Below are 22095 nucleotides of genomic sequence, written 5' to 3' on the forward strand. Positions count from 1 at the left end.
ATTTAAAGATCATTCCAAAATCTAAAATAACAAGAGCAAGCAATGGATATCAAGAATCTATCAGGTTTACAGATTATGCAAGAAATGTGTAATGGCAACCTGCCGATGCCTTCTATGGCAACAACCATTCCCATGAAACCTACTTTAATTGAAAGTGGTCAGGTAACGTTTGAGGTGCAGGCAGATCAACACCATTTAAATCCTTTAGGCGGTGTACACGGGGGCTTTGCTGCAACAGTACTGGACACCGTAACAGGCTGTGCAATTCATACCGTTTTAGAAGCAGGCGCAGGATATGGCACGATTGATCTCAATATTAAAATGTGTCGCCCCATTCCCCAAAACAGACCATTGACGGCTATTGGTCAACTCATTAATACCAGCAAAAATCTTGCAATCTCAGAAGGAAAAATTATCGATGAAGATGGCAAGCTTTATGCTCATGCAACAGCCACCTGTATGATTTTTCGTTAAAAACTTCTAGTTTAGGAAAGGCTTAAAGCATACCCCACTTCGCCTGTGGTGCTTGAACAGCTTTTGGTTGAGTCAAAGCCTGATACTCAAAATAATGTCTAGAGACATTCGCCAGACTTAATTCTTGAGTCTGTGCAGTAGATGTCTGCCAAACTTTAGACTGATTTGAACCCGTAATGAGATTGCCCGAAATAGCATAAATAAACAGATCTTTTGGCTGTATTTCAGGCGCATTCAGGAATACTTCAAAGCTAAATAGGCGTTCCTTCTCAACCAGCCATTTTTCTGCAAACCACAATTGTAACAAGTCACCCAAATACAACTGTTTTGCAGCTAAGGGCCATAAACGGATTTCAGCGCCATGAACAGGAGTAAAATATTGGGTAAAATCTTGAATAATATCAAGGTAGTTTTCTTGATAGAAAGACAGTTGGGCGAAAATTTGAGGGATAGTGAGCGTATTCATTCGCTTTCTCCGGTTTAGCCATTTTTGTGCTGGCAAGTAGGTTTAAATCCACACTGTTTGACCATCTGGTCAAACGACTTTATATTTTCAATTTAGCAATTCGCTTATGCGCTGACAAGCTTTTTTTGAATTTTAAATTTGATTGTCTAAATTAAAATCAGACAAACTATATTTGCAATAAATATAGAAGTTTTTGCTTGACCCCTGTCAAAATCCCTCTATAATCGCATTCAGATTCTCCCATAGCTCAGTCGGTAGAGCGACGGACTGTTAATCCGCAGGTCCCTGGTTCGAGCCCAGGTGGGAGAGCCAAATTCAAGAAAGCCCAAGCATTTTAGACTTGGGCTTTTTTTATTGCTTTAAGCTTTATTCACATAAAAACTTTTCATCTCCCCCTTCTCTTTCCTCCATGAAATTAGAATGATCGTGATTGATAACCATACTTCCATCAGATATGAAGGATTTTATTTTTAACTCGTACATTTTTTTAACAATTAATATTTAATATATCCCTAAGTAGAGTTGCCTTTCAATCGACAGAGTAATAGTAGATATTTAAAATTGCTTAGGCTATTTTTCAAACTTAAAAGACGCTCAGCTTTACTTTCGAAAAATATAAAAAAATCCCCCATTTTGGAGGATTTTTTTAAGGATGCTTTAGGCAACTTTTATTGGCACACCACTATGGAAGCGAAACATATCATCAGGGCTTAAAATCAGATTTTTTTCCACTTCTCTGATATGTTCAATACGTGCCTGAATATCTTCTTTTGGATTTTTCAGTTTTGCTGTTTTCGCTACATCCATAGCGAGTGCTAGATAGTCCTCAAAATGGCGAGATTCGGATTTGAGCAGGTAACGGTAATAACGCCCAAGTTCTTCATCCACATACGGTGCCAGTGCATAGAATCGCTCACAAGAGCGAGCTTCTACAAAAGCACCAATGACTAACACATCAATCAGCGCTTCCGGCTCATAAGTACGGATCTCTTTGCGTAAGCCGCCGGCATAGCGTCCTGCACTGAGACCAGTCCACTGCTGACCACGCTTGTTCATGAATTCCAGCACCTGTTCATAGTGCAGCATTTCTTCGCGTACCAGCTGTGCCAGCTTTACCTGTAAGTCTACGAAAAAGCTATAACGAAACATCAGGTTCATTGCAGTACTGGCAGCTTTCTTCTCACAGTTGGCATGATCCTGCATCAGGATCTCCAGATTCTGTAAGGCTTCATCAAGCCAGGCTTTAGGAGTTTCACAACCCAGAAAACCAATGACTGGTTTCATGAGTTCATCATAATCAATATTCGACATAACTTTTCAATCTTAACGTGCAGCTTTAATTGCAGCCTTCATTTGTTGTACAGCTTGTGCCAGACCAACAAAAACTGCATCTGCAATAATCGAGTGACCAATGTTTAATTCATGAATTTGTGGAATCGCAGCGATTGGAGTGACATTATCCAGATTCAGACCATGCCCGGCATTTACCACCAGACCTTTAGAAGCAGCATATTCTGCCCCTTTGATAATGCGCTCTAGTTCAGCTTTTTGTGCTTCAGGTGTTTCAGCATCCGCATAAGCACCGGTATGGATTTCAATCGTTGGTGCACCACACGCGACCGCAGCATCAATCTGGGCAAAGTCAGCATCAATAAATAGTGACACATCACAGCCAATCGCAGACAGTTCTTGAGTAGCCTTCTTTACATCTTCAAAATGACCAACCACATCCAGACCGCCTTCAGTAGTGACTTCCTGACGTTTTTCAGGCACGAAACAGACATGCTGCGGCTGAATTTCTTTAGCAAAAGCCACCATTTCATCAGTCACAGCCATTTCCAGATTCATATGCGTGGTCAATACCGGACGCATACGACGTACATCATCATCCTGGATATGACGACGGTCTTCACGTAAATGCAAGGTAATGCCCTCTGCACCCGCCTGTTCGCAGATCAATGCAGCATTGACTGGGTCTGGGTACGTCGTACCACGTGCTTGTCTTAAAGTTGCGACATGGTCAATATTGACACCAAGTAATGCAGCCATAATATTTTCCTAACTACGATTGAGATTGAGAATTTTGGATCCACAATTGTCGACTTTTCAGTGGTCGGTCACCAAGTAAGGCGGTAATCACCTGTCGATAAAGCTTCGTCAATAATTGTAACTGTTCTGGATTAAAATCCCTACCGTTTTCATAGCTCAACATAGTTAAAATCTGCTGTCCCGACATGGTTGAACGTGAGGCTTTGGCAGAGGGCATGAAACCATCATTGAGCTGAAAATAGTAATGCTGTTGAGGAGCGATAACTGCCTGATTCGCATCAACTGAAAAGTCCAGACCATAACCAAGTTCTTCCAGCAAAACATGCTCAAACTGGCGCAAGATCTGCTTGAGATAGGTATTCGGATCAGTTTGTGTAGAAAGCTGCTGTAAAGCCACTAAAGTTTCGCCATATTTGGCATAAGTCTGCGGCATTTCTACTTCGAGTGGGCAAAGTCGCAGCAGAATCTCGTTCAAATAAAATCCTGAAAAGAATGCATCCCCAAAAAAGAAAATAGGCTGATTGACAATTTCGAGTTTAGTAAAATTTTTGAGTTCAGATTTACCAGACGCTTGCAAGCTGATTGGCTGATATTGCGGGGGTGGCGTCTGTCTTAAAATCCCATCGATACGGCCATATTCCTGAGTAAATAAATGCACGATATGGCTGCGATCACGATATTTTCGGTGATGAATCAGGTATCCATGCAGCACTTCATTACGCATAGGCTGTTTCTTTAATCTTTATTCTTTTTTGAATTTTTCTCATCTTCTTCGTCATCCCCATCCGGAATGGCGGCGCCCACAACAGCCACAGTACCTTTGACTGCGACTTTTGTAGTTTTATAAGCAACTTTCACTGGAACGGTCACAACTTTATGAATACAACCCTGCAAGAATAAAATACATGCAGTAATTGCCAGCAATTTCATCATGATCCGTTCCTGCAAAATTAAATATCGCTATAACCTAAGCTTTTTAATGCTCGTTCATCATCAGACCAGCCACCTTTGACTTTCACCCAAAGTGTCAGCATGATTTTCTGTTCGAACATTTTTTCCATATCGACACGTGCATCCATGCCAATTTTTTTCAACTTAGAACCTTTTTCACCAATCACAATGGCTTTCTGGCCAGGACGATCAACAAAAATCGTCGCATCAATATAGGTACATGCCGGTTTCATGCGACCGGTTTTCTCATTCAGGGTCGGCTCTTCCGTTTTAAAGGATTCGATCTGAACAGTCAGGTCATATGGCAGCTCTTCGCCCAACTGACGCATGATCTTTTCACGGATAATTTCAGATGCCAGGAAGCGCTCTGAACGGTCAGTCAGCTGATCCAGTGAATATAACGGTGGCTGGAATGGCAGATAATTCGCAATCGTTGTACGCAGATGCTCAAGGTTAGCACCACGAAGCGCAGAAACCGGTACGATTTCAGCAAAGTTCATCAGCTTGGCACGTTCTTGAATCAAAGGTAATGCATGGTTTTTATTTTCTAGTGTATCAATCTTATTAATCACTAGAATGACCGGCATATCCGCATTTTTCAGCTTTTCCAAAACCAGGTCGTCGTTTGGCGTCCACTTATCTGCATCAACAACAAATAAAACCAGGTTTACATCACGCAATGCAGAATGCGCAGCGCGGTTCATCATTTTATTGATGGCACGTACTTCTTTCTTGTGCATCCCTGGAGTATCCACAAATACTGCCTGAGATTTCTCACGTGAATCAATGCCCACAATCTTGTGACGTGTGGTTTGTGGCTTACGTGAAGTAATCGAAAGTTTCTGGCCCAAAATATGGTTCATCAAGGTTGATTTGCCCACGTTTGGACGACCAACAATCGCAACAAAACCACTGCGGTAATCCGAAGGGATTTCAGTGCCTTGTTCGCTAAAAAATTGACTAATTAAGTCATTGCTGTCGCTTTGCGACTCGTGATCAGCATCGATGTGATCGGAATGAGTAGTCATTAAGACTTATGCTCCAATAGTTTTAAAATTTCTGCTGCAACTGCTTGTTCAGCAAAACGGCGACTTGAACCCTCGCCGATCAGGATAGGTAAGTCCTCAATCCGGCACTCCACTTTGAAATGCTGGTTTGGGGCATCACCTTGAATATCTACAACCTCGTAAACTGGGAGAGGTTTCTTACGTGCTTGTAAATACTCTTGTAAGCGAGATTTAGGGTCTTTAAGCTGATCGGTCGGCTCAATATGGTCTAAATACGGTTCGTACCATTTTAACACAATCGGCTCTAACACGGTGAGATCACCGCAATCGACATAGATCGCACCAATAATGGCTTCTACCGTATCTGCCAGTATAGACTCACGATGATGACCGCCAGATTTCAATTCACCGGTACTGAGAATTAAATTCTGGCTCAGCTTTAAATCATTGGCGATTTTTCCTAATGCTTCCTGACGAACCAGAGTCGCACGCATACGCGTTAAACGGCCTTCATTTTCGTGTGGATAAGCAGTGAAGAGATAATTGGCAATGATCATCCCTAAAAGCGAATCGCCCAGAAATTCCAGGCGCTCGTAGTTGTGTTTATGACTGACTGAACGATGGGTCAATGCCAGTTTCAGCAAATCAGCCTGTTTAAACTGATAGCCGATCCGCTTGGCAAGACGTTCATCATTTAGCTTTGACTGTGCTTTGATCAAACTCTTTCTCAAACTTCATCACTAAATCGATATTCATTAGAAAATTCTTGCGAACTTCATAATTCTTTCTTACGACCATCGCTTGCGCATTGTCGAGAATAACATTCTGCTTAATGTCAAAATCGCGAATATTATTCATCTCTAAACGCTTAGACAGTTCCGAATTAAATTTCTCCGGCGTGATATTTGCAGGAGCTGTTTTTAGTAGCTCCTCAATCTGGCTATCTACTAGGCGATCATCGAAATACGGTCCCCATACCGCAATTGCGATTTTTGCCAGAAAAGCAAACCCCATAATTGCAAACAATATTGCAATATACGATGCACCTTGTTGATGTCTCATTTTTATTTTCCCAATTGAAACAATAAATTAGTCAATTGTTCCGTTTCGGCTAAACGAAGGTAATTTAAAACCTGGTTCTTTATGCATCCATACATAGAATGCGCGACCGGTTAAATTTTCTTCCGGAACAAATCCCCAGAAGCGACTGTCAGCACTTTGATCACGATTATCCCCCATCGCAAAGTACTGACCTTCTGGAACTTTTACTTCCCAATATAAACCATTTTCACCTGAATATTTACCATTTTCCACAAAGTTGATAAATGGTGCCTGACGCGCCACATTTACCCCTTCAAGCTCACGCATGGTAAAGGTATGCTTACCTAAAGTCTCTTTGTGATAAATTGATTCAGGCGTATCTAAACGGTCTTTTTCACGGCTAAATTCAACAGGAACTTTAGTGACTTTTTCACCATTAATAATCAATTGACCATGATCATAAACAATATGATCACCCGGCAAACCTACAATACGTTTGATATAGCTAATGCCAGGTTGTGGTGGATAACGGAATACCGCCACTTCACCACGTTCTGGACTTCCAGTATCAATAATTTTGCTATTGATGATGGGCAGACGCACACCATAATCGAATTTATTGACCAGAATGAAGTCACCTGTTTCCAGGGTGGGCACCATGGAATCAGATGGAATATTAAAAGGCTCATATAAGAATGAACGCAGAACCAGCACAACGGTAAGCACTGGCCAGAAGTCATAAGCCCAGGTAATGATAAAATTTTCATTGCCCTTGCCTTTGGTCTGTCGCTGTTTCAGAACAAACTTATCAAGCAGCCATATTGCAATAAAAAACAGCGTGGCAGGAACAAGAATTAAATTAAAATCAAAATCCATGGGCTTATATCCTTATTATTTTAGCGTTCGACTTTTAATACGGCTAAGAACGCTTCTTGTGGGATTTCTACGCTACCCACCTGCTTCATACGTTTCTTACCTTCTTTCTGTTTAGACAGAAGTTTTTTCTTACGTGACACGTCACCACCATAACACTTTGCCAATACGTTTTTACGCATCGCTTTTACAGTAGAACGGGCAATAATTTGTGCACCAATGGCTGCCTGAATCGCGACATCAAACATTTGACGTGGAATCAGGTCTTTCATTTTTTCAACCAGGGCAATACCACGGTGACGTGCATCCTGACGGTGACAGATCATTGCCAAGGCATCCACTTTGTCACCATTGATCAGGACATCAACTTTAACCAATGATGAACTTTCAAAGCGCACAAAGTTATAGTCCAGTGAGGCAAAACCGCGTGAGCAAGACTTCAGTTTGTCGAAGAAATCCATGACCACTTCAGCCATCGGAATTTCAAAGGTAATGGATACCTGATTACTCATGAACTTCATGTCTTTTTGCACGCCACGGCGCTCAACACACAAGGTCATCACATTACCCAGATATTCTTGTGGTACTAAGATATGACATTCTGCAATCGGTTCACGCAGGTCTTCTACTGTTGAACCGTCTGGCATTTTTGATGGACTGTCGACATAGATCGTTTGGCCATTTTTCATCACCGCTTCATAAATTACAGTCGGTGCAGATGAAATCAGATCCAGATCGTATTCACGTTCTAAACGCTCCTGTACGATCTCCATATGCAGCATACCCAAGAAGCCACAACGGAAACCAAAACCAAGTGCATCTGAACTTTCAGGTTCAAAGAATAAGGCAGAGTCGTTAATCTGTAATTTTTGCAGCGCTTCACGGAAAGGTTCAAAGTCACTGGCATCAATCGGGAACAGACCTGCATAAACCTGAGGTTTTACCTTCTTGAAACCTGGCAATACTTCAACATCTGGAGTAGAGGCAAGTGTGATCGTATCACCAACTGGCGCACCAAAGATGTCTTTAATGCCCGCAATCACAAAACCTACTTCACCCGCTTCAAGAATATCGGTTTCGGTATGCTTTGGATTGAAGATACCTACTGAAGTAATGATGTGCGTCTGACCAGTTGATTTCATCAACATCTTGTCGCCTTTACGCACACGACCCTGTTTCACACGAACTAAAGACACAACGCCCAGGTAGTTATCAAACCATGAGTCGATAATCAATGCTTGCAGCGGTGCATCACGGTCACCTGTTGGCGCAGGAATCACATTCACCAGAGTTTCCAGCACACCTTCAATACCCAGGCCTGTTTTTGCAGAACAGGTCGGTGCTTCAGTGGCTTCAATACCAATGATGTCTTCAATTTCCTGAATCACACGTTCAGGTTCAGCCTGCGGCAAGTCAATCTTGTTCAGAACTGGCAATACTTCCAGACCTTGCTCAATTGCGGTATAGCAGTTTGCAACAGACTGTGCTTCTACACCCTGTGCTGCATCTACAACCAGTAATGCACCTTCACACGCAGCAAGTGAACGCGATACTTCATACGAGAAGTCCACGTGTCCCGGAGTATCAATGAAGTTTAGCTGATATTCCTGGCCATTCGGGTGTGTGTAGTACAAGGTCACCGATGCCGCTTTAATGGTAATCCCACGTTCGCGTTCAAGTTCCATAGAATCGAGAACCTGAGCCTGCATTTCACGATCCTGCAAACCACCACAGGTTTGAATGAATCGATCCGCCAGGGTCGATTTACCGTGGTCAATATGCGCAATAATCGAGAAGTTACGAATGTTTTTAATATCAACAGATTTTTTAGCTTGCGCCATGGGCTACCTTGAGAAAAAAACGCGCCATGCAATATAAAGGGATTGCACAACAAAAGCCGAATAGAAATTGCCGAGGATTATAGCAGAATGCAGTTACAGAAAAAGAATTATATTTTCGTCGCTCATTCCACTACTTTGTTTGCCATGAAATCGCTCTGACCAAGTTTTAGCAACATCAGAGCGATTGTCATTAAATACATACAACCACATTTAAGTCTGCTTTATTGCTGATATTTAATCTGCCAGATACAACTGACTAAAATCCAAAGGATTGATATCTGCTAATAAGGGTTGATAGGCTTGGGTAAATGTTGGTGACATCCGCTTCGGACGACCAGTGGCAATTTCCACACAGGCCCATTGCGTACTCCCTGTAAATAGTAGACTCTGATCTGCCGGGCGATAGAAGGCATATTGGCGGAATGAATAGAGTGCATTGATATCATTTAACCAAGTACGCAAAATCAGCTCATCACCTTCAAATGCTGCCTTACGATATTGCACATGATACTCAACTGCGACCATAGCATGCTTTAGTTCCAGGTACTGCTCTAGACCCAAACCGATCTGTTCAATATGCGCGGTTGCAACATCCTGCATCCACTGCACATAGACCACATTATTTACATGCCCCAAGATATCAATATGTTCTGGTTTTACTGTTAACTTCAGGTCAAAAATACCCTTCACGCGTTGCTTATCCTTTAGATCATATAGCGACTTAGAGTCTACAGATTTTATTTGCAGGGTAAATTGCCAAATATTAAAAAAACCGCCTGAGTTCAGACGGTTTTTACCAACCAATGATGCGTTTATGAGACTCGCATACCGACGATCACGCGCTGTCCTTGACGGATGAGTGTTACCCGCGCGACGCTGCCTTTGTTTAATTCAGATACAGTTTCCACAAACTGGTTACTGTTCAGAACAGTCTTTCCATTAATATTGGTCACCACATCATTCGGCATAATACGTGCTTGTGCCGCAACCCCACCTGGACGCACATCCTGAATCACTACACCACCTTTGATATCTAAACTACTCATTTCATTTGGTGTCAGGTTACGAATAGTTACCCCGATGACTGGCCCTTTATTTGGTTGCGCCTGATTGCTGGCATTCGCTGGGGTATCGTCCGGTGCTGCACTTAAAGTGGCATTGATATTACGGCGTTTGTCATCACGCAATACTTCTAACTGGATCTGCTGTTTTGGTGCAGAACGGTTTAAGTAATTCAACAATTCACTGGTACGAGAAATATCAGTCCCGTTATATTTAAGAATGACATCTCCAGCCTGTAAGCCTGCTTTGGCCGCTGGCGAGTTGGGTGCAATCTGGGTTACCAATGAACCTTCCGGCTTAGACAGCTTATAAGATTCTGCCAGATTACGGTCAATATCTTGCAAGCTTACGCCCAGATAAGAACGGGTAACTTTACCATTGCGTTTCAACTGGTCTGCCACTTCCATTGCGACATCAATTGGAATGGAGAATGACAAGCCCATATAACCGCCAGTTCCACTAAAGATACGTGAATTCACCCCGACTACTTCACCGTGCTGGTTAAACAGCGGCCCACCAGAATTCCCCGGGTTTAAAGCTACATCAGTCTGAATGAATGGCACTGCAGTTTCACCCATCATATTACGCATCTTGGCGCTGACAATTCCGGCAGAAGCCGAATAGTCAAAACCAAATGGTGAACCGATGGCGAGTACAGGCTCACCGACACGTAAACGCCCGACATCTCCCGTGCGTAACTCCGGGAAACCTGCACCATTGACCTTAAGTAAAGCCACGTCAGTACGTTCATCGCTACCTACAACTGTCGCATCAATTTCACGACGGTCATTTAAGGTAATGGTCACCTTGGATGCATTTTCAATCACATGGTGATTAGTCAGCAAATAGCCGTCTTTACTGATAAAGAAGGCGCTGCCATACCCTGTTTTTTCTTGAGGTGCACGTGGCTGAGGAATAATGACCTGATTACCAAAGAAACGGCGTAAAATATCTGGAATTTGTTGTTGTAATAGCTCTTCTTCGGACATTTTTTTAACAACATTGACACTCACCACTGCCGGACTGACTTGTGCAACCAGATTTGAAAAATCAACTGGAGTGGCTGCCCCCGCCTGCAATGCTGTCATTGTTAACGTTGCTGCAAATATTCCGTGTTTAACATCCAAGATTTTCATATATTTATTCACTCAAATGACTGATAAACCTATTTAAATTAGTTTTATCATAAACTATACAAAATTTAAGTAACGAAATGTTCTTATTCTACTTGCTGATATTATGCCATTTTTAAAGACTTAAGTTTCAGCTTTCATTACTTTTTTTCATAAATTTATGGGTAGATAAATGCTTGCCTTTTGTACAAAAAAGCGCTGTGATAGCCGGACTTTTTTTCAGTTAGCTGAATAGTCATGTCTAATTTACACACGACACATCATTTTGATGTGATTATTGTGGGCAGCGGCGGCGCCGGCTTAAGTTTAGCCTTATCTTTACCAGAACATTTTAATATTGCAGTTTTAGCCAAATCAACGCTTACGGATGCGAGTACATTTTATGCCCAGGGGGGTGTGGCAGCTGTACTTGATGAAATGGATTCTCTCGAACAGCATATCGATGACACCATGATTGCCGGGGCACAATTGTGTGAAATGGATGCAGTCAAGCAGACCGTTGAAGGGGGCAAGCCTTCAGTCGATTTCCTGCTCAAGCATGGCGTGCAGTTCACACTAGACGAACAGGAACAACTGCATTTGACCCGTGAAGGGGGCCATTCTCAGCGCCGTATTATTCACGCAGCAGATGCTACAGGACGTGCGATTTCCACTACTTTGGTACAGCGCGCCCAAGAAAAGCAGAATATTCATATCTTTGAAAATTATATTGCGATTGATCTGATCTGCTCCAAAAAGCTTGGTCATGCAGGTGAAAACCGGGCACTCGGCCTGTATGCATTGGATGAACACACCGAACAGGTACATACTTTCCTGGCACCATTTACTGCCCTAGCCTGTGGTGGTGCAATGAAGGCGTATCTTTATACCTCCAATCCAGATATTGCTACGGGTGACGGTATTGCGATGGCTTACCGCGCCGGCTGCCGTGTCGCCAATATGGAGTTCAACCAGTTTCATCCAACCTGTTTATACCACCCGCAAGCGCGTTCATTCCTGATTACTGAAGCCATGCGTGGTGAAGGGGCATACTTACGTCTACCGGATGGTGAACGTTTCATGCTGCGTTTTGATGAACGTGCTGAATTGGCACCGCGTGACATCGTGGCGCGTGCCATTGACTATGAAATTAAACGCCTGGGGATTCGTCATGTCTGGCTGGACATTACCCATAAAGATGAAGACTTTATTAAAGAGCACTTCCCGACGCTGTATGCACGCCTATTAGAGCTGGGAATTGATATTACCAAGGAAATGATTCCGGTCGTACCCGCAGCACACTATACCTGTGGCGGTGTGGTGGTTGACGAGAATAGTCAAACTGATATTGCTGGTTTATATGCTATTGGGGAGACTTCATATACCGGCCTGCATGGCGCGAATCGTATGGCCAGTAATTCACTGCTGGAATGCTTTGTTTATGGCATGAGTGCAGCCAAGCATATTCAGGAAAATTTTAAAGCGAACCAATCCATACCTGAAGTCCCAGCCTGGGATGATTCACAGGTAACTAATCCGGATGAAGATGTAGTGATTCTGCAAAACTGGGATGAGCTGCGTCAGACCATGTGGAACTATGTAGGCATTGTCCGTACCACCAAGCGTCTGGAACGTGCCCTGCACCGGATTGAAATGCTGAAAAAAGAAATTACCGAGTATTATCAGGATTATCAGGTCAGCAAAAACCTGATAGAACTGCGTAATCTGGTGATGGTATCGGAGATGATTGTGCGCTGTGCTATGCAACGTAAAGAATCCCGTGGTCTGCACTATACCCTGGACTATCCGGAACAGTTACCTGAGTTACGCAAAACTGTACTGATTCCACCAAGTTTTGAAGTTGAACAGCCATTAGTGAATGCAGCAGAAGTTTAAATACTTAAGTGTAAAAAACCGGATCTCATGATCCGGTTTTTTTATTTGCTATATATCTTGATTGCAGCTTTCAAGATTTTTAGATAAATCTGAACCCATCACTTGAGTATAAGCACAACTACGGCGAGCAGTCTGATGTAAATAATGCTCATTAAGTCTCTCTAGCAATTTTTCCCACAAGTGGATGCAGCTTCTGCTGAAATAGCTATCCATTTTATGATCTGCGGTTGCCATTAACTTTCCCAATCTTCCGGTCAATTGTGCCTGATTATTTGCGCAGGGCCAGCTTTTGTATCACCGCTCCCAAATCAGCTATATAAATAATAATTAAATCACAACTAATTGAATTTATTTATTTTTATCATTATGAAAAAAATATATTTCTTTTATTTTATGTGATTAAGATACTGATTTAGGCGGAATCGAATAAGTTCCGGTGACATGTGCGACAGGTTCTTCTATACCTTCTGAATAGATCCAAACTTCTCCCACAATAAGCGCCTTCCCCACTTTCATCAATTTACTTTCCCCTCGCAGATCGACTCCGCCTGAAGGTTTACGCAGAAAATTGATATTTAAGTTCGTAGTCACTGCCAGACCAACCAGTCCAATCTCGCCGAGAATGGCAATATATAAAGCCAGATCGGCCAAGGTCATCATGGTGGGTCCAGACACCGTGCCGCCGGGACGTAATTCCTGCTCGCTCACTCGATACAGTATGGTTGCACCCTGAGGCACTACAGCTTCGATCTGACACTTTTCCAGGCTCTGCGGAAATTCCTGCTGTAAAAACTGGATGATTTCTTCTCTTGTACTTTTCATCATGTTTTATCTTCCTGATTTATTCCAATATAGAAGATTCTTTCTTGAAATAACTAGAGAAAAGTATGCCAAAAATGTCTTTAGAATAAAATTATTTTAAATAAGACAGCGCCTGTTCAAACACCTGATCCGGTGTTTGAGTCGCATCCAGACGCTTAATCCGCTCTGGATGACGCTGGCATAGCGTGGCATATCCGGCGCGAACTTTCTCAAAGAAAGTAACTTTCTCTTGCTCAAACCGATCCAGAGCACCTCGAGCACGGGCACGATTCATACCCAGCTCAATCGGTGCATCCAGCCAGAACGTAATATCTGGCATACGTTTCACAAAGTTCTTATTGAGTAAATTCAGTTTATCTTCACTGAGTCCACGTCCTGCACATTGATAGGCAAAACTGGCATCACTGAAGCGATCACATAAGATAATTTTTCCAGCATTTAAAGCGGGTAAAATCACTTGTGCCAGATGCTGGGCACGTGCCGCATACATCAGCAATAACTCTGTATCATGGCACATCGCTTCTTCGTGGTTTACGGCCAACAACAGCGAACGAATCTGTTCTGCCATTGGTGTGCCGCCCGGTTCGCGGGTCAGCACGACTTCTTTACCTTGAGCAATAAAATCATCATAGATACGACGAATGAGTGTGGTTTTCCCTACACCCTCAGTGCCTTCAAAGCTGATAAACATGCTCATTCCTTATTTTTTGAACGTAAAACAGAGAGATATTCTTGCACTGCTCTATTGTGGTCTTGCAGACTGCTGCTGAATTTATGCCCACCATTACCCGTTGCAACAAAATAAAGATTTTGTGAATTGTCCGGATGCATCGCTGCTTCAATAGCTTTTTTGCTTGGCAAGGCAATCGGTGTTGGTGGTAAGCCAGCCATGGTATAGGTGTTATAAGGTGTTGGAGTACGCAGATCCTGACGGGTAATATTACCTTTGTAATTCTCACCCATACCATAAATCACGGTTGGATCTGTCTGTAGACGCATGCCGATTTTCAAACGGCGTATAAATACACCTGATACCTGTTGTAACTCGCTATCCAGACTGGTTTCTTTTTCAATGATCGATGCCATGATCAGCGCTTCATATTTATTCTGATATGGCAGATCTGATGCGCGTTTTTCCCAAGCCTGATCTAGAGACTTCATCTGGCGCTGATAAAGATCGGTCAGAATCTTGCGATCCGTTTCACCTTTGGCAAAGAAATAGGTATTCGGTGCAAATAAACCCTCAGGATGATTAAACGGAATATTTAACTCTTTCAACAATTGATCAGTTGGCAGATTTACTACTTCTTTCGTGACTAAATCATCTTTCTTTAAAGTATCGATCAGCTGTTTGAAAGTGGTACCTTCAATTACCAGAATACGGTTCATCTGGGCATTTTCCGAATTGGAAATCATTTCCAGCACCTGACGGATACTCATGCCATCGCGTACTTCATAAACACCTGCTTTCATCGTGTCATGAATGATGAAGCGCTGATAAACTTTCAAAAGGATCGGAAAGCTGACATGACCTTCTTTCGCCAGACGGTCAATAAAGCCAGAATAGGTATCCCCAGCACTGATCGCTAGCATCTGTTTTTTACCTTCAACCGGATAATCTCTAAACAGGCTGCTTTTGAGAATCACGGCCAAGATCAATACAAGACCCAAGACAACGACCAATACACCTTTAAGTGGAAAAGCTGATTTCGCTTTATTTTTCTTTTTTCGTGTGGATTTGCTGGCGGACATATTTTAAATGATCTGATGTAAATGAAGACGATGAAATAACTCAATACAGACTTCTGTATCCAGTGTTTTTTGTTCAAATTGAGTAACAATTTTCATAGGGCTCAGTGCATTGCAGAAGAATAGACTCTGAATAGAAGAAATTTCATTCAAATCCAGACTGCGCTGTTCACAAATAATGCCTTGCTGCAACATACGTTCCAGAATCTCGGCACGCATTACCCCGGTAACGCCATTATAGCGAAGTTCCGGAGTAATCCACGTGTTGTTTATCCTTAAAAAACAATTACTGCTCACCCCTTCAACAATTTCACCCTGCACATCACAAACCAGTGCTTCACTCCAACCCTGCTGATCTGCTTCCTGTTTGAGCATGACCTGCTCTAAACGATTCAGTGTTTTTAACCCAACTAATTGCGGCATACACAGACCAAGGGCAGTATTTAAGACACCACTTTCAATCTGCTCAAAGTGATGCTCATGAAGCATTTGCGGATAGTAATACAGCCAAACATCTGCTGGATGGTCTGGCAAGCTATAGCCGCGCTGGCCAATGCCCCGACTCAGAATAATTTTCAAGGTGCCGTTTAAGCTAGAAGTTAATTCACGTAATTGTTCTAAGGTTGCATCAATCAGGTTTAAGTCCGCTTGTAGCTGCATTTTCTGACTGCTTATATGCAGGCGTGATAAATGCCGTTCCTGCAGTTCAATACGGTTATTGCGAATCCGGGCTGTAGTAAAGCAGCCATCGCCATAATGAAAGGCGCGATCAAGCAAATCTATCTGATTGACTTGTTGTGCATTTTTAAAACACAGCATGATTTCCCACCTCTCAGGTCGATGTCACAGCATACAAAGCTATACTGCATCCACATATCTGTTTTACTCACATAAAATTCTTTTTTAATTATTTTTTATGTAAAAAAACTCCAGCTATTCTTGCCCCATCCAACAAAAACCAAGAACACTTGAGGCAAATATGAACGTCCGTAAATTAAAAATTGGGGTACTTGCAGCACTGATTTCAGCGACTGCATTTAGTGTGTCTGCAAAGGATTTCTTAAATGTATCCTATGACCCAACTCGCGAATTGTACGACAACTTTAACAAAGAATTCAGTGCTTACTGGAAAAAATCTACTGGCCAAGATATTAATTTTAAACAATCACATGGCGGTTCAGGCAAACAGGCACGTGCCGTGATTGATGGTCTGGATGCAGATGTCGTTACACTGGCTCTGGCAGCAGATATTGATGAAATTGCTAAACGTGGCCTGTTACCGACAGACTGGCAGAAGAAATTCCCGCAAAACTCGACACCATATACCTCAACAATTGTTTTCTTAGTCAAAAAAGGCAATCCGAAAGGCATTAAGGACTGGGGCGACCTGGTTAAACCGGGTGTAGATATTATTACGCCAAACCCGAAGACTTCTGGTGGCGCGCGCTGGAACTACCTGGCAGCTTGGGCATGGGCAAAACACCAGCCAGGGGGTAATGATGCCAAGGCACAAGAATTTGTTCGCCAGATTTATAAACAGACAAAAGTACTGGATTCTGGCGCACGTGGTGCAACAACGACATTTGCTGAACGCGGCATTGGTGATGTATTGCTGGCTTGGGAAAATGAAGCACATCTGGCACTTCGTGAACAACCCGGCAAGTTTGAAATCATCACGCCTTCTCTGTCTATTCTGGCTGAACCACCTGTGGCAATTGTAGAAAAGAATGCCAAGAAAGATGGTAATGAAAATCTGGCTAAAGCCTACCTCAACTATCTGTACTCACCTGCTGGCCAAGCCGTTGCAGCAAAGAACTTCTACCGTCCTCGTAATGCAGCCGTGTTAAAGCAATACAGTCATGTATTTAAATCACTAAAACTGGTTACGATTGATAAAGAATTTGGAGGCTGGACTAAGGTTCAGAAGCAACACTTTGACAATGGCGGTATCTTTGACCAGATCGTAAAAGCAAACAGTGCAAAATAAAGTCTTATAAATGCAGCGTTAATGGCCTTATTTAATGAGGCTATTTTTGTTTCAGATACGTACTTACCCACTTATCTTTTATTTTCATATAAAATTCATTTTTAATTATTTTTTATGCATAAAGAATAAGTTTATTCTTCACTCATGTTACAAAACGTGTAAGAGTTTGAGGTTCACATGAGCATTACAACAAAATTAAAAATTGGGGTTTTGGCTGCTGTTGTTTCAGCAACTTCTTTTGGTGCAGCAGCGCGGGATTTTCTGAATGTCTCTTATGATCCGACGCGTGAACTCTATGAAGACGTCAACAAAGAATTTGGCAAATACTGGAAAAGCCGTACGGGCCAAACTATTAACTTTAAACAGTCACATGGTGGTTCTGGTAAACAGGCACGTGCCGTAATTGATGGTCTGGAAGCTGATGTAGTGACATTAGCACTGGCTGCTGATATCGACGTTATTGCAGAAAAAGCCAAATTACTCCCTGCGGATTGGCAAAAAAAATTGCCTCACAACTCTACACCGTATACATCAACCATCGTATTCCTGGTGCGTAAAGGCAATCCAAAGAATATTAAAGACTGGGGCGATCTGGTTAAACCTAATGTCGCAATCATTACACCAAATCCAAAAACCTCTGGTGGGGCGCGTTGGAATTATCTGGCAGCGTGGGCTTATGCAAAACACCTCCCAGGCGGTAATGATGCCAAAGCACAAGAATTTGTTCGCAAAATCTATAAGCAGACCAAAGTCCTAGATTCAGGTGCACGTGGTTCAACAACGACATTTGCTGAACGCGGTATCGGTGACGTATTACTGGCTTGGGAAAATGAAGCGCATCTAGCACTTCGTGAACAACCCGGCAAGTTTGAAATCATCACACCTTCTTTGTCTATTCTGGCTGAGCCACCAGTTGCGATCGTAGAAAAAACAGTAGCGAAAAAAGGCAACAAATACCTGGCACAGGGTTACCTGAACTTCCTCTACTCACCACTAGGTCAAGAAATTTCAGCACGTAACTTCTACCGCCCACGCAATGAAAAAGTACTGGCAAAGTACAGTCAGGTCTTCAAGCCACTAAAACTGGTGACTATTGATCAGGAATTTGGTGGTTGGGACAAAGTGCAAAAGGCTCACTTTGAAAATGGCGGCATTTTCGATCAAATCGTGAAAGCCAATACAGCAAAATAAGTTTTGCATTGAACAGATAAGGAGCATTCGCATGATACATACCCTCATTGTTCCAGGTGTAGGTGGCAGTGAACATGATCACTGGCAATCCTGGTTGCAACGTGGTCTGATGCAATGCTCCCGTGTTCAACAGCAAGACTGGAACCATCCGGCACTGAGTAGCTGGGTAGCGCAGTTTGTCAAATCTGTACAGCAAATTGAAGATGATATTGAAATCGTAGCGCACAGCTTTGGCTGCCTGACCAGTCTTGCAGCACTTGACCAGCATCCAGAACTTTGTCGAAAAATTAAAAAGCTGGTTCTGGTGGCTCCGGCCAATCCGGCCCGTTTTGGTGAAAATGGCTTTGTACGTGATAGCCAAACAGATTACAGCGCTTATTTCCATCAGCTCAAGCTTCAGGTTCCGACCGTAATGCTGATCAGTGAAAATGATCCTTGGCTGAGTTTTGAAGATGCACATGCTTTTGCCCGATCCTGGAAAATTCAGCCGGTTAATCTGGGCGCCGTCGGTCATGTCAATGTTGCTTCGGGCTTTGGCCCCTTCCCTGAAATTAAACAATACCTAAATTCAGAGATGCCGATGCAACATATCAGTAATACTGATGAAGGCAAGTATTTTTTTAAATTTGCATTTTAGATGTTGCAAATTATGCTTGTCGCAAATTTCATTTTTAATATTCGCTGGTTGTATTCAATCAGCATTCTCTCTTTTGAGGAGTAATCATGTCGCAGCGATCCCGAGTGCTGCCAGGATTTGGTCTATCTCTAGGCTTTACCCTAGCGTATTTGTCATTAATCGTTCTTATTCCGCTGTCTGCCGTATTTATTAAATCGCTTGGCATCGGCTGGGATGGCTTATGGGAAATCCTGAGCTCTGAACGTATTCTCAAGTCACTTCAGCTGAGTTTTAGTGCCGCCATTATCGCAGCCCTGATCAATGTTGTTTTTGGTCTGTTACTGGCTTGGTGTCTGGTACGTTATAGCTTCCCAGGTAAACGTATTATTGATGCTCTAGTGGATTTACCATTTGCCCTGCCAACTGCCGTAGCCGGTATTGCATTAACTTCACTGTATGCACCTACAGGCTGGATCGGTCAGTATCTGGAACCAATAGGTATTCAAGTGGCTTATACCCCAATAGGTATTACGCTGGCGCTGATCTTTATTGGCATTCCTTTTGTGGTGCGTACGGTTCAGCCGGTGCTGTCTGATCTGGAAACTGAACTTGAGGAAGCTGCTTCTGCGCTCGGGGCAAACCGCTTCCAAATCGTGACCAAAATTATTTTCCCGATTCTGCTACCCGCATTGATTACAGGCTTTGCCCTGGCATTTGCACGTGGCGTGGGTGAATACGGTTCGGTCATCTTTATTGCCGGTAACCAGCCGTTTAAAACGGAAATTGCTCCACTCATGATTATCTCGCGTCTGGAAGAATATGACTATGCGGGTGCAACCACGATTGCTGTCGTGATGCTATTGATTTCATTTGTGATGCTGTTCCTGATTAACTTGTTACAAGCTTGGGCTAGCCGTCGCACAGGGAGAACTGCACGATGAGTTTAAATACCAACAGCAATGCACTTGCTGAAAAGCTGCAATCCCGTGATGCAACTCGCGAGCCAAAATGGGTACGTTATACCCTGCTCACAATTGCGCTAATCTTCTTTTTAAGCTGCCTGATTCTGCCGCTGGTATTGGTCTTTGTTGAAGCATTCAAGCAAGGCGTGGGGGTATATACTCAGGCACTGGTTCATCCAGACACATTATCTGCGGTAAAACTAACACTATTAACTGCTGCAATTGCAGTACCGTTAAACGTGGTATTTGGTGTGGCTGCTGCCTGGTCAGTGGCGAAGTTTAACTTCCCGGGCAAGTCCATTCTGACCACGATTATCGATATACCCTTCTCGGTATCACCGGTCATCGCCGGTATGATGCTAGTGCTGATTTTCGGTACCCAAGGCTGGATGGGCAGCTGGTTAATGGATAATGACATTAAGATCCTGTATGCCGTACCCGCAATTGTTTTGGCCACCATCTTTATTACGGTACCTTTCGTAGCGCGTGAATTGATTCCTTTAATGGAAGCTCAAGGCACCGAAGAGGAAGAAGCTGCTATTGTACTCGGTGCATCAGGCTGGAAAACCTTCTGGAAAGTGACCCTGCCAAATATTAAATGGGGTCTAATCTATGGCGTAATTCTGTGTAATGCACGTGCCATGGGTGAGTTCGGCGCGGTATCGGTAGTATCCGGTCATATCCGCGGTGAAACCAATACTTTGCCGCTACATGTCGAAATTCTCTATAACGAATATACCTTTAGTGCTGCGTTTGCTGTGTCTTCGCTCCTGGCTCTCCTCGCAATTGTAACCCTGGTGCTTAAAACCTGGGTAGAAATGCGTCAGGAAAAACAAAACAAACGTAATGACGATTTAACAGTTTCTTAAGGAATGCCTACATGAGTATTCAAGTTAAAAATATTGAAAAACACTTTGGTGCATTCCATGCACTGAATAATATTTCTTTGGATTTCCCGGATGGCCAGTTAGTAGCTCTTTTGGGTCCTTCAGGCTGTGGTAAAACCACCCTGCTGCGTATTATCGCTGGTCTTGAATCTGCAGATGGTGGTCAGGTCATTCTGGAAGGTCAGGATGCAACCAACGTCCATGTGCGTGAACGTGAAGTCGGTTTTGTCTTCCAGCACTATGCGTTGTTCCGTCATATGACAGTGTATGACAACGTGGCATTTGGTTTACGTGTTCGCCCACGTTCAACCCGTCCATCAGAGACTGAAATCAAGAAACGTGTTACCCGTTTACTGGATCTGGTTCAACTGGGCTTTCTGGCAGATCGCTACCCTGCTCAATTATCTGGTGGTCAGCGTCAGCGTATTGCGCTTGCGCGTGCCCTAGCGGTTGAACCACGCGTACTATTACTAGATGAACCTTTTGGTGCGCTAGATGCGAAAGTGCGTAAAGAACTGCGTCGCTGGTTACGTACCCTGCATGATGAGCTGCATATCACTTCTATCTTCGTGACGCACGACCAGGAAGAAGCACTGGAAGTTGCAGATCAAATCGTGGTGATGAACAAAGGTAATGTCGAACAGATTGGTTCACCACGTGAAGTATATGAAACCCCGAAAACGCCATTCGTGTTCGACTTCTTGGGTCAAGCCAACCGTTTCGAAGGTCAAAATAATGGCGGCATCATTCAGTTGGGTGAAGATCGCATCCAGTTTGCTGCGGCACAACAACATCCACAAGGTGATGTCATTGTATTCGCCCGCCCTGATGAACTGCGTATCTCCGCTCAGCCACAGGACAATGCAATTCAGGCGACCTTTATTCGTGAATTATGGATTGCCGGTAAAGTCGTTGCAGAACTGAATGACCGTCAGGGTAACCTGATTGAAATTTCACTAACACCGGAAGAAGCGCGAGCGCATCAATTCCGACCAAATCAGACTGTATGGTTAAGTCCACTTAACCTGCATTTATTTGCGAATCAGGTTGCTTAAGACACATTCAGATGGGGCCATTTCAGCCCCATCCGCTTATAGGGTATATAGAAA

The 22095-nt window shown here is 43.2% G+C and carries 24 protein-coding genes and 1 tRNA gene; 9 read left to right on the forward strand and 16 right to left on the reverse strand.

The window, feature by feature from the left end; all coding sequences use genetic code 11:
* Positions 1 to 42 precede the first annotated feature (42 nt).
* Entirely contained in the window at positions 43 to 474 is a 432-nt protein-coding gene (locus tag C8322_RS07850; protein ID WP_004815217.1) for a PaaI family thioesterase, read from the forward strand.
* A 22-nt stretch (positions 475 to 496) separates the two neighbouring features.
* Here C8322_RS07850 and C8322_RS07855 read toward each other — a convergent pair whose 3' ends face one another.
* On the reverse strand, positions 497 to 940 hold the full coding sequence (locus tag C8322_RS07855) for a hypothetical protein (RefSeq protein ID WP_004815214.1): 444 nt from the start codon (positions 938 to 940) through the stop codon (positions 497 to 499).
* 236 nt (positions 941 to 1176) lie between these two features.
* On the opposite strand from C8322_RS07855, the gene C8322_RS07860 reads away from it, so the two are divergent.
* Positions 1177 to 1252 (forward strand) — tRNA-Asn (locus tag C8322_RS07860).
* A 345-nt stretch (positions 1253 to 1597) separates the two neighbouring features.
* Here C8322_RS07860 and C8322_RS07865 read toward each other — a convergent pair.
* From C8322_RS07865 to C8322_RS07915, 11 genes are all read right to left on the reverse strand, one after another.
* On the reverse strand, positions 1598 to 2251 hold the full coding sequence (locus C8322_RS07865; RefSeq protein WP_004815212.1) for a tRNA-(ms[2]io[6]A)-hydroxylase: 654 nt from the start codon (positions 2249 to 2251) through the stop codon (positions 1598 to 1600).
* A 12-nt stretch (positions 2252 to 2263) separates the two neighbouring features.
* Positions 2264 to 2989, reverse strand: a complete 726-nt coding sequence (pdxJ, locus tag C8322_RS07870; protein ID WP_004815207.1) for a pyridoxine 5'-phosphate synthase — start codon at positions 2987 to 2989, stop codon at positions 2264 to 2266.
* Positions 2990 to 3002: 13 nt separating this feature from the next.
* Entirely contained in the window at positions 3003 to 3713 is a 711-nt protein-coding gene (recO, locus tag C8322_RS07875; protein ID WP_004815205.1) for a DNA repair protein RecO, read from the reverse strand.
* Between the two features lie 11 nt (positions 3714 to 3724).
* A complete protein-coding gene (locus tag C8322_RS07880) occupies positions 3725 to 3922 on the reverse strand; it encodes an NF038104 family lipoprotein (RefSeq protein WP_004815201.1) in 198 nt (65 codons plus the stop codon).
* Positions 3923 to 3939: 17 nt separating this feature from the next.
* Entirely contained in the window at positions 3940 to 4968 is a 1029-nt protein-coding gene (era, locus tag C8322_RS07885) for a GTPase Era (protein WP_004815199.1), read from the reverse strand.
* Positions 4968 to 5666 carry a ribonuclease III gene (gene rnc, locus C8322_RS07890; RefSeq protein WP_004815197.1) on the reverse strand — a complete coding sequence of 233 codons (699 nt, stop codon included), beginning with the start codon at positions 5664 to 5666 and terminating at the stop codon, positions 4968 to 4970. Before rnc ends, era begins: the two co-directional genes overlap by 1 nt.
* A complete protein-coding gene (locus C8322_RS07895) occupies positions 5638 to 6009 on the reverse strand; it encodes a DUF4845 domain-containing protein (RefSeq protein ID WP_004815195.1) in 372 nt (123 codons plus the stop codon). The genes rnc and C8322_RS07895 overlap by 29 nt, the downstream gene beginning before the upstream one ends.
* Positions 6010 to 6036: 27 nt before the next feature.
* Positions 6037 to 6864, reverse strand: a complete 828-nt coding sequence (gene lepB / locus C8322_RS07900; RefSeq protein ID WP_004815193.1) for a signal peptidase I — start codon at positions 6862 to 6864, stop codon at positions 6037 to 6039.
* A 20-nt stretch (positions 6865 to 6884) separates the two neighbouring features.
* Positions 6885 to 8702 carry a translation elongation factor 4 gene (gene lepA, locus C8322_RS07905; RefSeq protein ID WP_004815191.1) on the reverse strand — a complete coding sequence of 606 codons (1818 nt, stop codon included), beginning with the start codon at positions 8700 to 8702 and terminating at the stop codon, positions 6885 to 6887.
* A gap of 234 nt (positions 8703 to 8936) precedes the next feature.
* The gene (locus C8322_RS07910) at positions 8937 to 9392 is read right to left on the reverse strand and encodes an acyl-CoA thioesterase (protein WP_004815189.1); all 456 of its coding nucleotides are present in this window, start codon (positions 9390 to 9392) and stop codon (positions 8937 to 8939) included.
* A gap of 122 nt (positions 9393 to 9514) precedes the next feature.
* Positions 9515 to 10900 (reverse strand): Do family serine endopeptidase, encoded by a 1386-nt coding sequence (locus C8322_RS07915; protein WP_004815187.1) that lies wholly within the window; start codon positions 10898 to 10900, stop codon positions 9515 to 9517.
* A 228-nt stretch (positions 10901 to 11128) separates the two neighbouring features.
* Here C8322_RS07915 and nadB point away from each other — a divergent pair, with 228 nt between their 5' ends.
* On the forward strand, positions 11129 to 12772 hold the full coding sequence (gene nadB, locus C8322_RS07920; protein ID WP_167456619.1) for an L-aspartate oxidase: 1644 nt from the start codon (positions 11129 to 11131) through the stop codon (positions 12770 to 12772).
* Positions 12773 to 13171: 399 nt separating this feature from the next.
* Here nadB and C8322_RS07925 read toward each other — a convergent pair whose 3' ends face one another.
* From C8322_RS07925 to pabC, 4 genes are all read right to left on the reverse strand, one after another.
* On the reverse strand, positions 13172 to 13594 hold the full coding sequence (locus C8322_RS07925) for a PaaI family thioesterase (protein ID WP_034425022.1): 423 nt from the start codon (positions 13592 to 13594) through the stop codon (positions 13172 to 13174).
* Between the two features lie 91 nt (positions 13595 to 13685).
* On the reverse strand, positions 13686 to 14285 hold the full coding sequence (gene tmk, locus C8322_RS07930; RefSeq protein ID WP_004815180.1) for a dTMP kinase: 600 nt from the start codon (positions 14283 to 14285) through the stop codon (positions 13686 to 13688).
* A 2-nt stretch (positions 14286 to 14287) separates the two neighbouring features.
* A complete protein-coding gene (gene mltG, locus C8322_RS07935) occupies positions 14288 to 15346 on the reverse strand; it encodes an endolytic transglycosylase MltG (protein ID WP_004815178.1) in 1059 nt (352 codons plus the stop codon).
* Between the two features lie 3 nt (positions 15347 to 15349).
* Positions 15350 to 16162 (reverse strand): aminodeoxychorismate lyase, encoded by an 813-nt coding sequence (pabC, locus tag C8322_RS07940; protein WP_004815176.1) that lies wholly within the window; start codon positions 16160 to 16162, stop codon positions 15350 to 15352.
* A 160-nt stretch (positions 16163 to 16322) separates the two neighbouring features.
* On the opposite strand from pabC, the gene C8322_RS07945 reads away from it, so the two are divergent.
* From C8322_RS07945 to C8322_RS07970, 6 genes are all read left to right on the forward strand, one after another.
* Positions 16323 to 17330, forward strand: a complete 1008-nt coding sequence (locus C8322_RS07945; protein WP_004815174.1) for a sulfate ABC transporter substrate-binding protein — start codon at positions 16323 to 16325, stop codon at positions 17328 to 17330.
* 177 nt (positions 17331 to 17507) lie between these two features.
* Positions 17508 to 18521, forward strand: coding sequence for a sulfate ABC transporter substrate-binding protein (locus tag C8322_RS07950; RefSeq protein WP_004815172.1), 1014 nt, complete (start codon positions 17508 to 17510; stop codon positions 18519 to 18521).
* 31 nt (positions 18522 to 18552) lie between these two features.
* A complete protein-coding gene (locus tag C8322_RS07955; RefSeq protein ID WP_108675365.1) occupies positions 18553 to 19158 on the forward strand; it encodes an RBBP9/YdeN family alpha/beta hydrolase in 606 nt (201 codons plus the stop codon).
* 86 nt (positions 19159 to 19244) lie between these two features.
* Positions 19245 to 20078 (forward strand): sulfate ABC transporter permease subunit CysT, encoded by an 834-nt coding sequence (gene cysT, locus C8322_RS07960; protein WP_004815168.1) that lies wholly within the window; start codon positions 19245 to 19247, stop codon positions 20076 to 20078.
* Positions 20075 to 20968 (forward strand): sulfate ABC transporter permease subunit CysW, encoded by an 894-nt coding sequence (gene cysW, locus C8322_RS07965; protein ID WP_004892240.1) that lies wholly within the window; start codon positions 20075 to 20077, stop codon positions 20966 to 20968. Before cysT ends, cysW begins: the two co-directional genes overlap by 4 nt.
* Before the next feature lie 11 nt (positions 20969 to 20979).
* The gene (locus C8322_RS07970; RefSeq protein WP_004815165.1) at positions 20980 to 22041 is read left to right on the forward strand and encodes a sulfate/molybdate ABC transporter ATP-binding protein; all 1062 of its coding nucleotides are present in this window, start codon (positions 20980 to 20982) and stop codon (positions 22039 to 22041) included.
* Positions 22042 to 22095 lie beyond the last annotated feature (54 nt).

This window comes from Acinetobacter sp. SM1B, from assembly GCF_003289665.1.
Taxonomy (GTDB): Bacteria; Pseudomonadota; Gammaproteobacteria; order Pseudomonadales; family Moraxellaceae; genus Acinetobacter; species Acinetobacter schindleri.

Coding starts and splice junctions, on each gene's coding strand:
- C8322_RS07850 (WP_004815217.1), top strand. CDS start 43: ATGGATATCAAGAATCTATCAGGTTTACAGATTATGCAAGAAATGTGT.
- C8322_RS07855 (WP_004815214.1), bottom strand. CDS start 940: ATGAATACGCTCACTATCCCTCAAATTTTCGCCCAACTGTCTTTCTAT.
- C8322_RS07865 (WP_004815212.1), bottom strand. CDS start 2,251: ATGTCGAATATTGATTATGATGAACTCATGAAACCAGTCATTGGTTTT.
- pdxJ (WP_004815207.1), bottom strand. CDS start 2,989: ATGGCTGCATTACTTGGTGTCAATATTGACCATGTCGCAACTTTAAGA.
- recO (WP_004815205.1), bottom strand. CDS start 3,713: ATGCGTAATGAAGTGCTGCATGGATACCTGATTCATCACCGAAAATAT.
- C8322_RS07880 (WP_004815201.1), bottom strand. CDS start 3,922: ATGATGAAATTGCTGGCAATTACTGCATGTATTTTATTCTTGCAGGGT.
- era (WP_004815199.1), bottom strand. CDS start 4,968: ATGACTACTCATTCCGATCACATCGATGCTGATCACGAGTCGCAAAGC.
- C8322_RS07895 (WP_004815195.1), bottom strand. CDS start 6,009: ATGAGACATCAACAAGGTGCATCGTATATTGCAATATTGTTTGCAATT.
- lepB (WP_004815193.1), bottom strand. CDS start 6,864: ATGGATTTTGATTTTAATTTAATTCTTGTTCCTGCCACGCTGTTTTTT.
- lepA (WP_004815191.1), bottom strand. CDS start 8,702: ATGGCGCAAGCTAAAAAATCTGTTGATATTAAAAACATTCGTAACTTC.
- C8322_RS07915 (WP_004815187.1), bottom strand. CDS start 10,900: ATGAAAATCTTGGATGTTAAACACGGAATATTTGCAGCAACGTTAACA.
- C8322_RS07925 (WP_034425022.1), bottom strand. CDS start 13,594: ATGAAAAGTACAAGAGAAGAAATCATCCAGTTTTTACAGCAGGAATTT.
- tmk (WP_004815180.1), bottom strand. CDS start 14,285: ATGTTTATCAGCTTTGAAGGCACTGAGGGTGTAGGGAAAACCACACTC.
- mltG (WP_004815178.1), bottom strand. CDS start 15,346: ATGTCCGCCAGCAAATCCACACGAAAAAAGAAAAATAAAGCGAAATCA.
- pabC (WP_004815176.1), bottom strand. CDS start 16,162: ATGCTGTGTTTTAAAAATGCACAACAAGTCAATCAGATAGATTTGCTT.
- C8322_RS07945 (WP_004815174.1), top strand. CDS start 16,323: ATGAACGTCCGTAAATTAAAAATTGGGGTACTTGCAGCACTGATTTCA.
- C8322_RS07950 (WP_004815172.1), top strand. CDS start 17,508: ATGAGCATTACAACAAAATTAAAAATTGGGGTTTTGGCTGCTGTTGTT.
- C8322_RS07955 (WP_108675365.1), top strand. CDS start 18,553: ATGATACATACCCTCATTGTTCCAGGTGTAGGTGGCAGTGAACATGAT.
- cysT (WP_004815168.1), top strand. CDS start 19,245: ATGTCGCAGCGATCCCGAGTGCTGCCAGGATTTGGTCTATCTCTAGGC.
- cysW (WP_004892240.1), top strand. CDS start 20,075: ATGAGTTTAAATACCAACAGCAATGCACTTGCTGAAAAGCTGCAATCC.
- C8322_RS07970 (WP_004815165.1), top strand. CDS start 20,980: ATGAGTATTCAAGTTAAAAATATTGAAAAACACTTTGGTGCATTCCAT.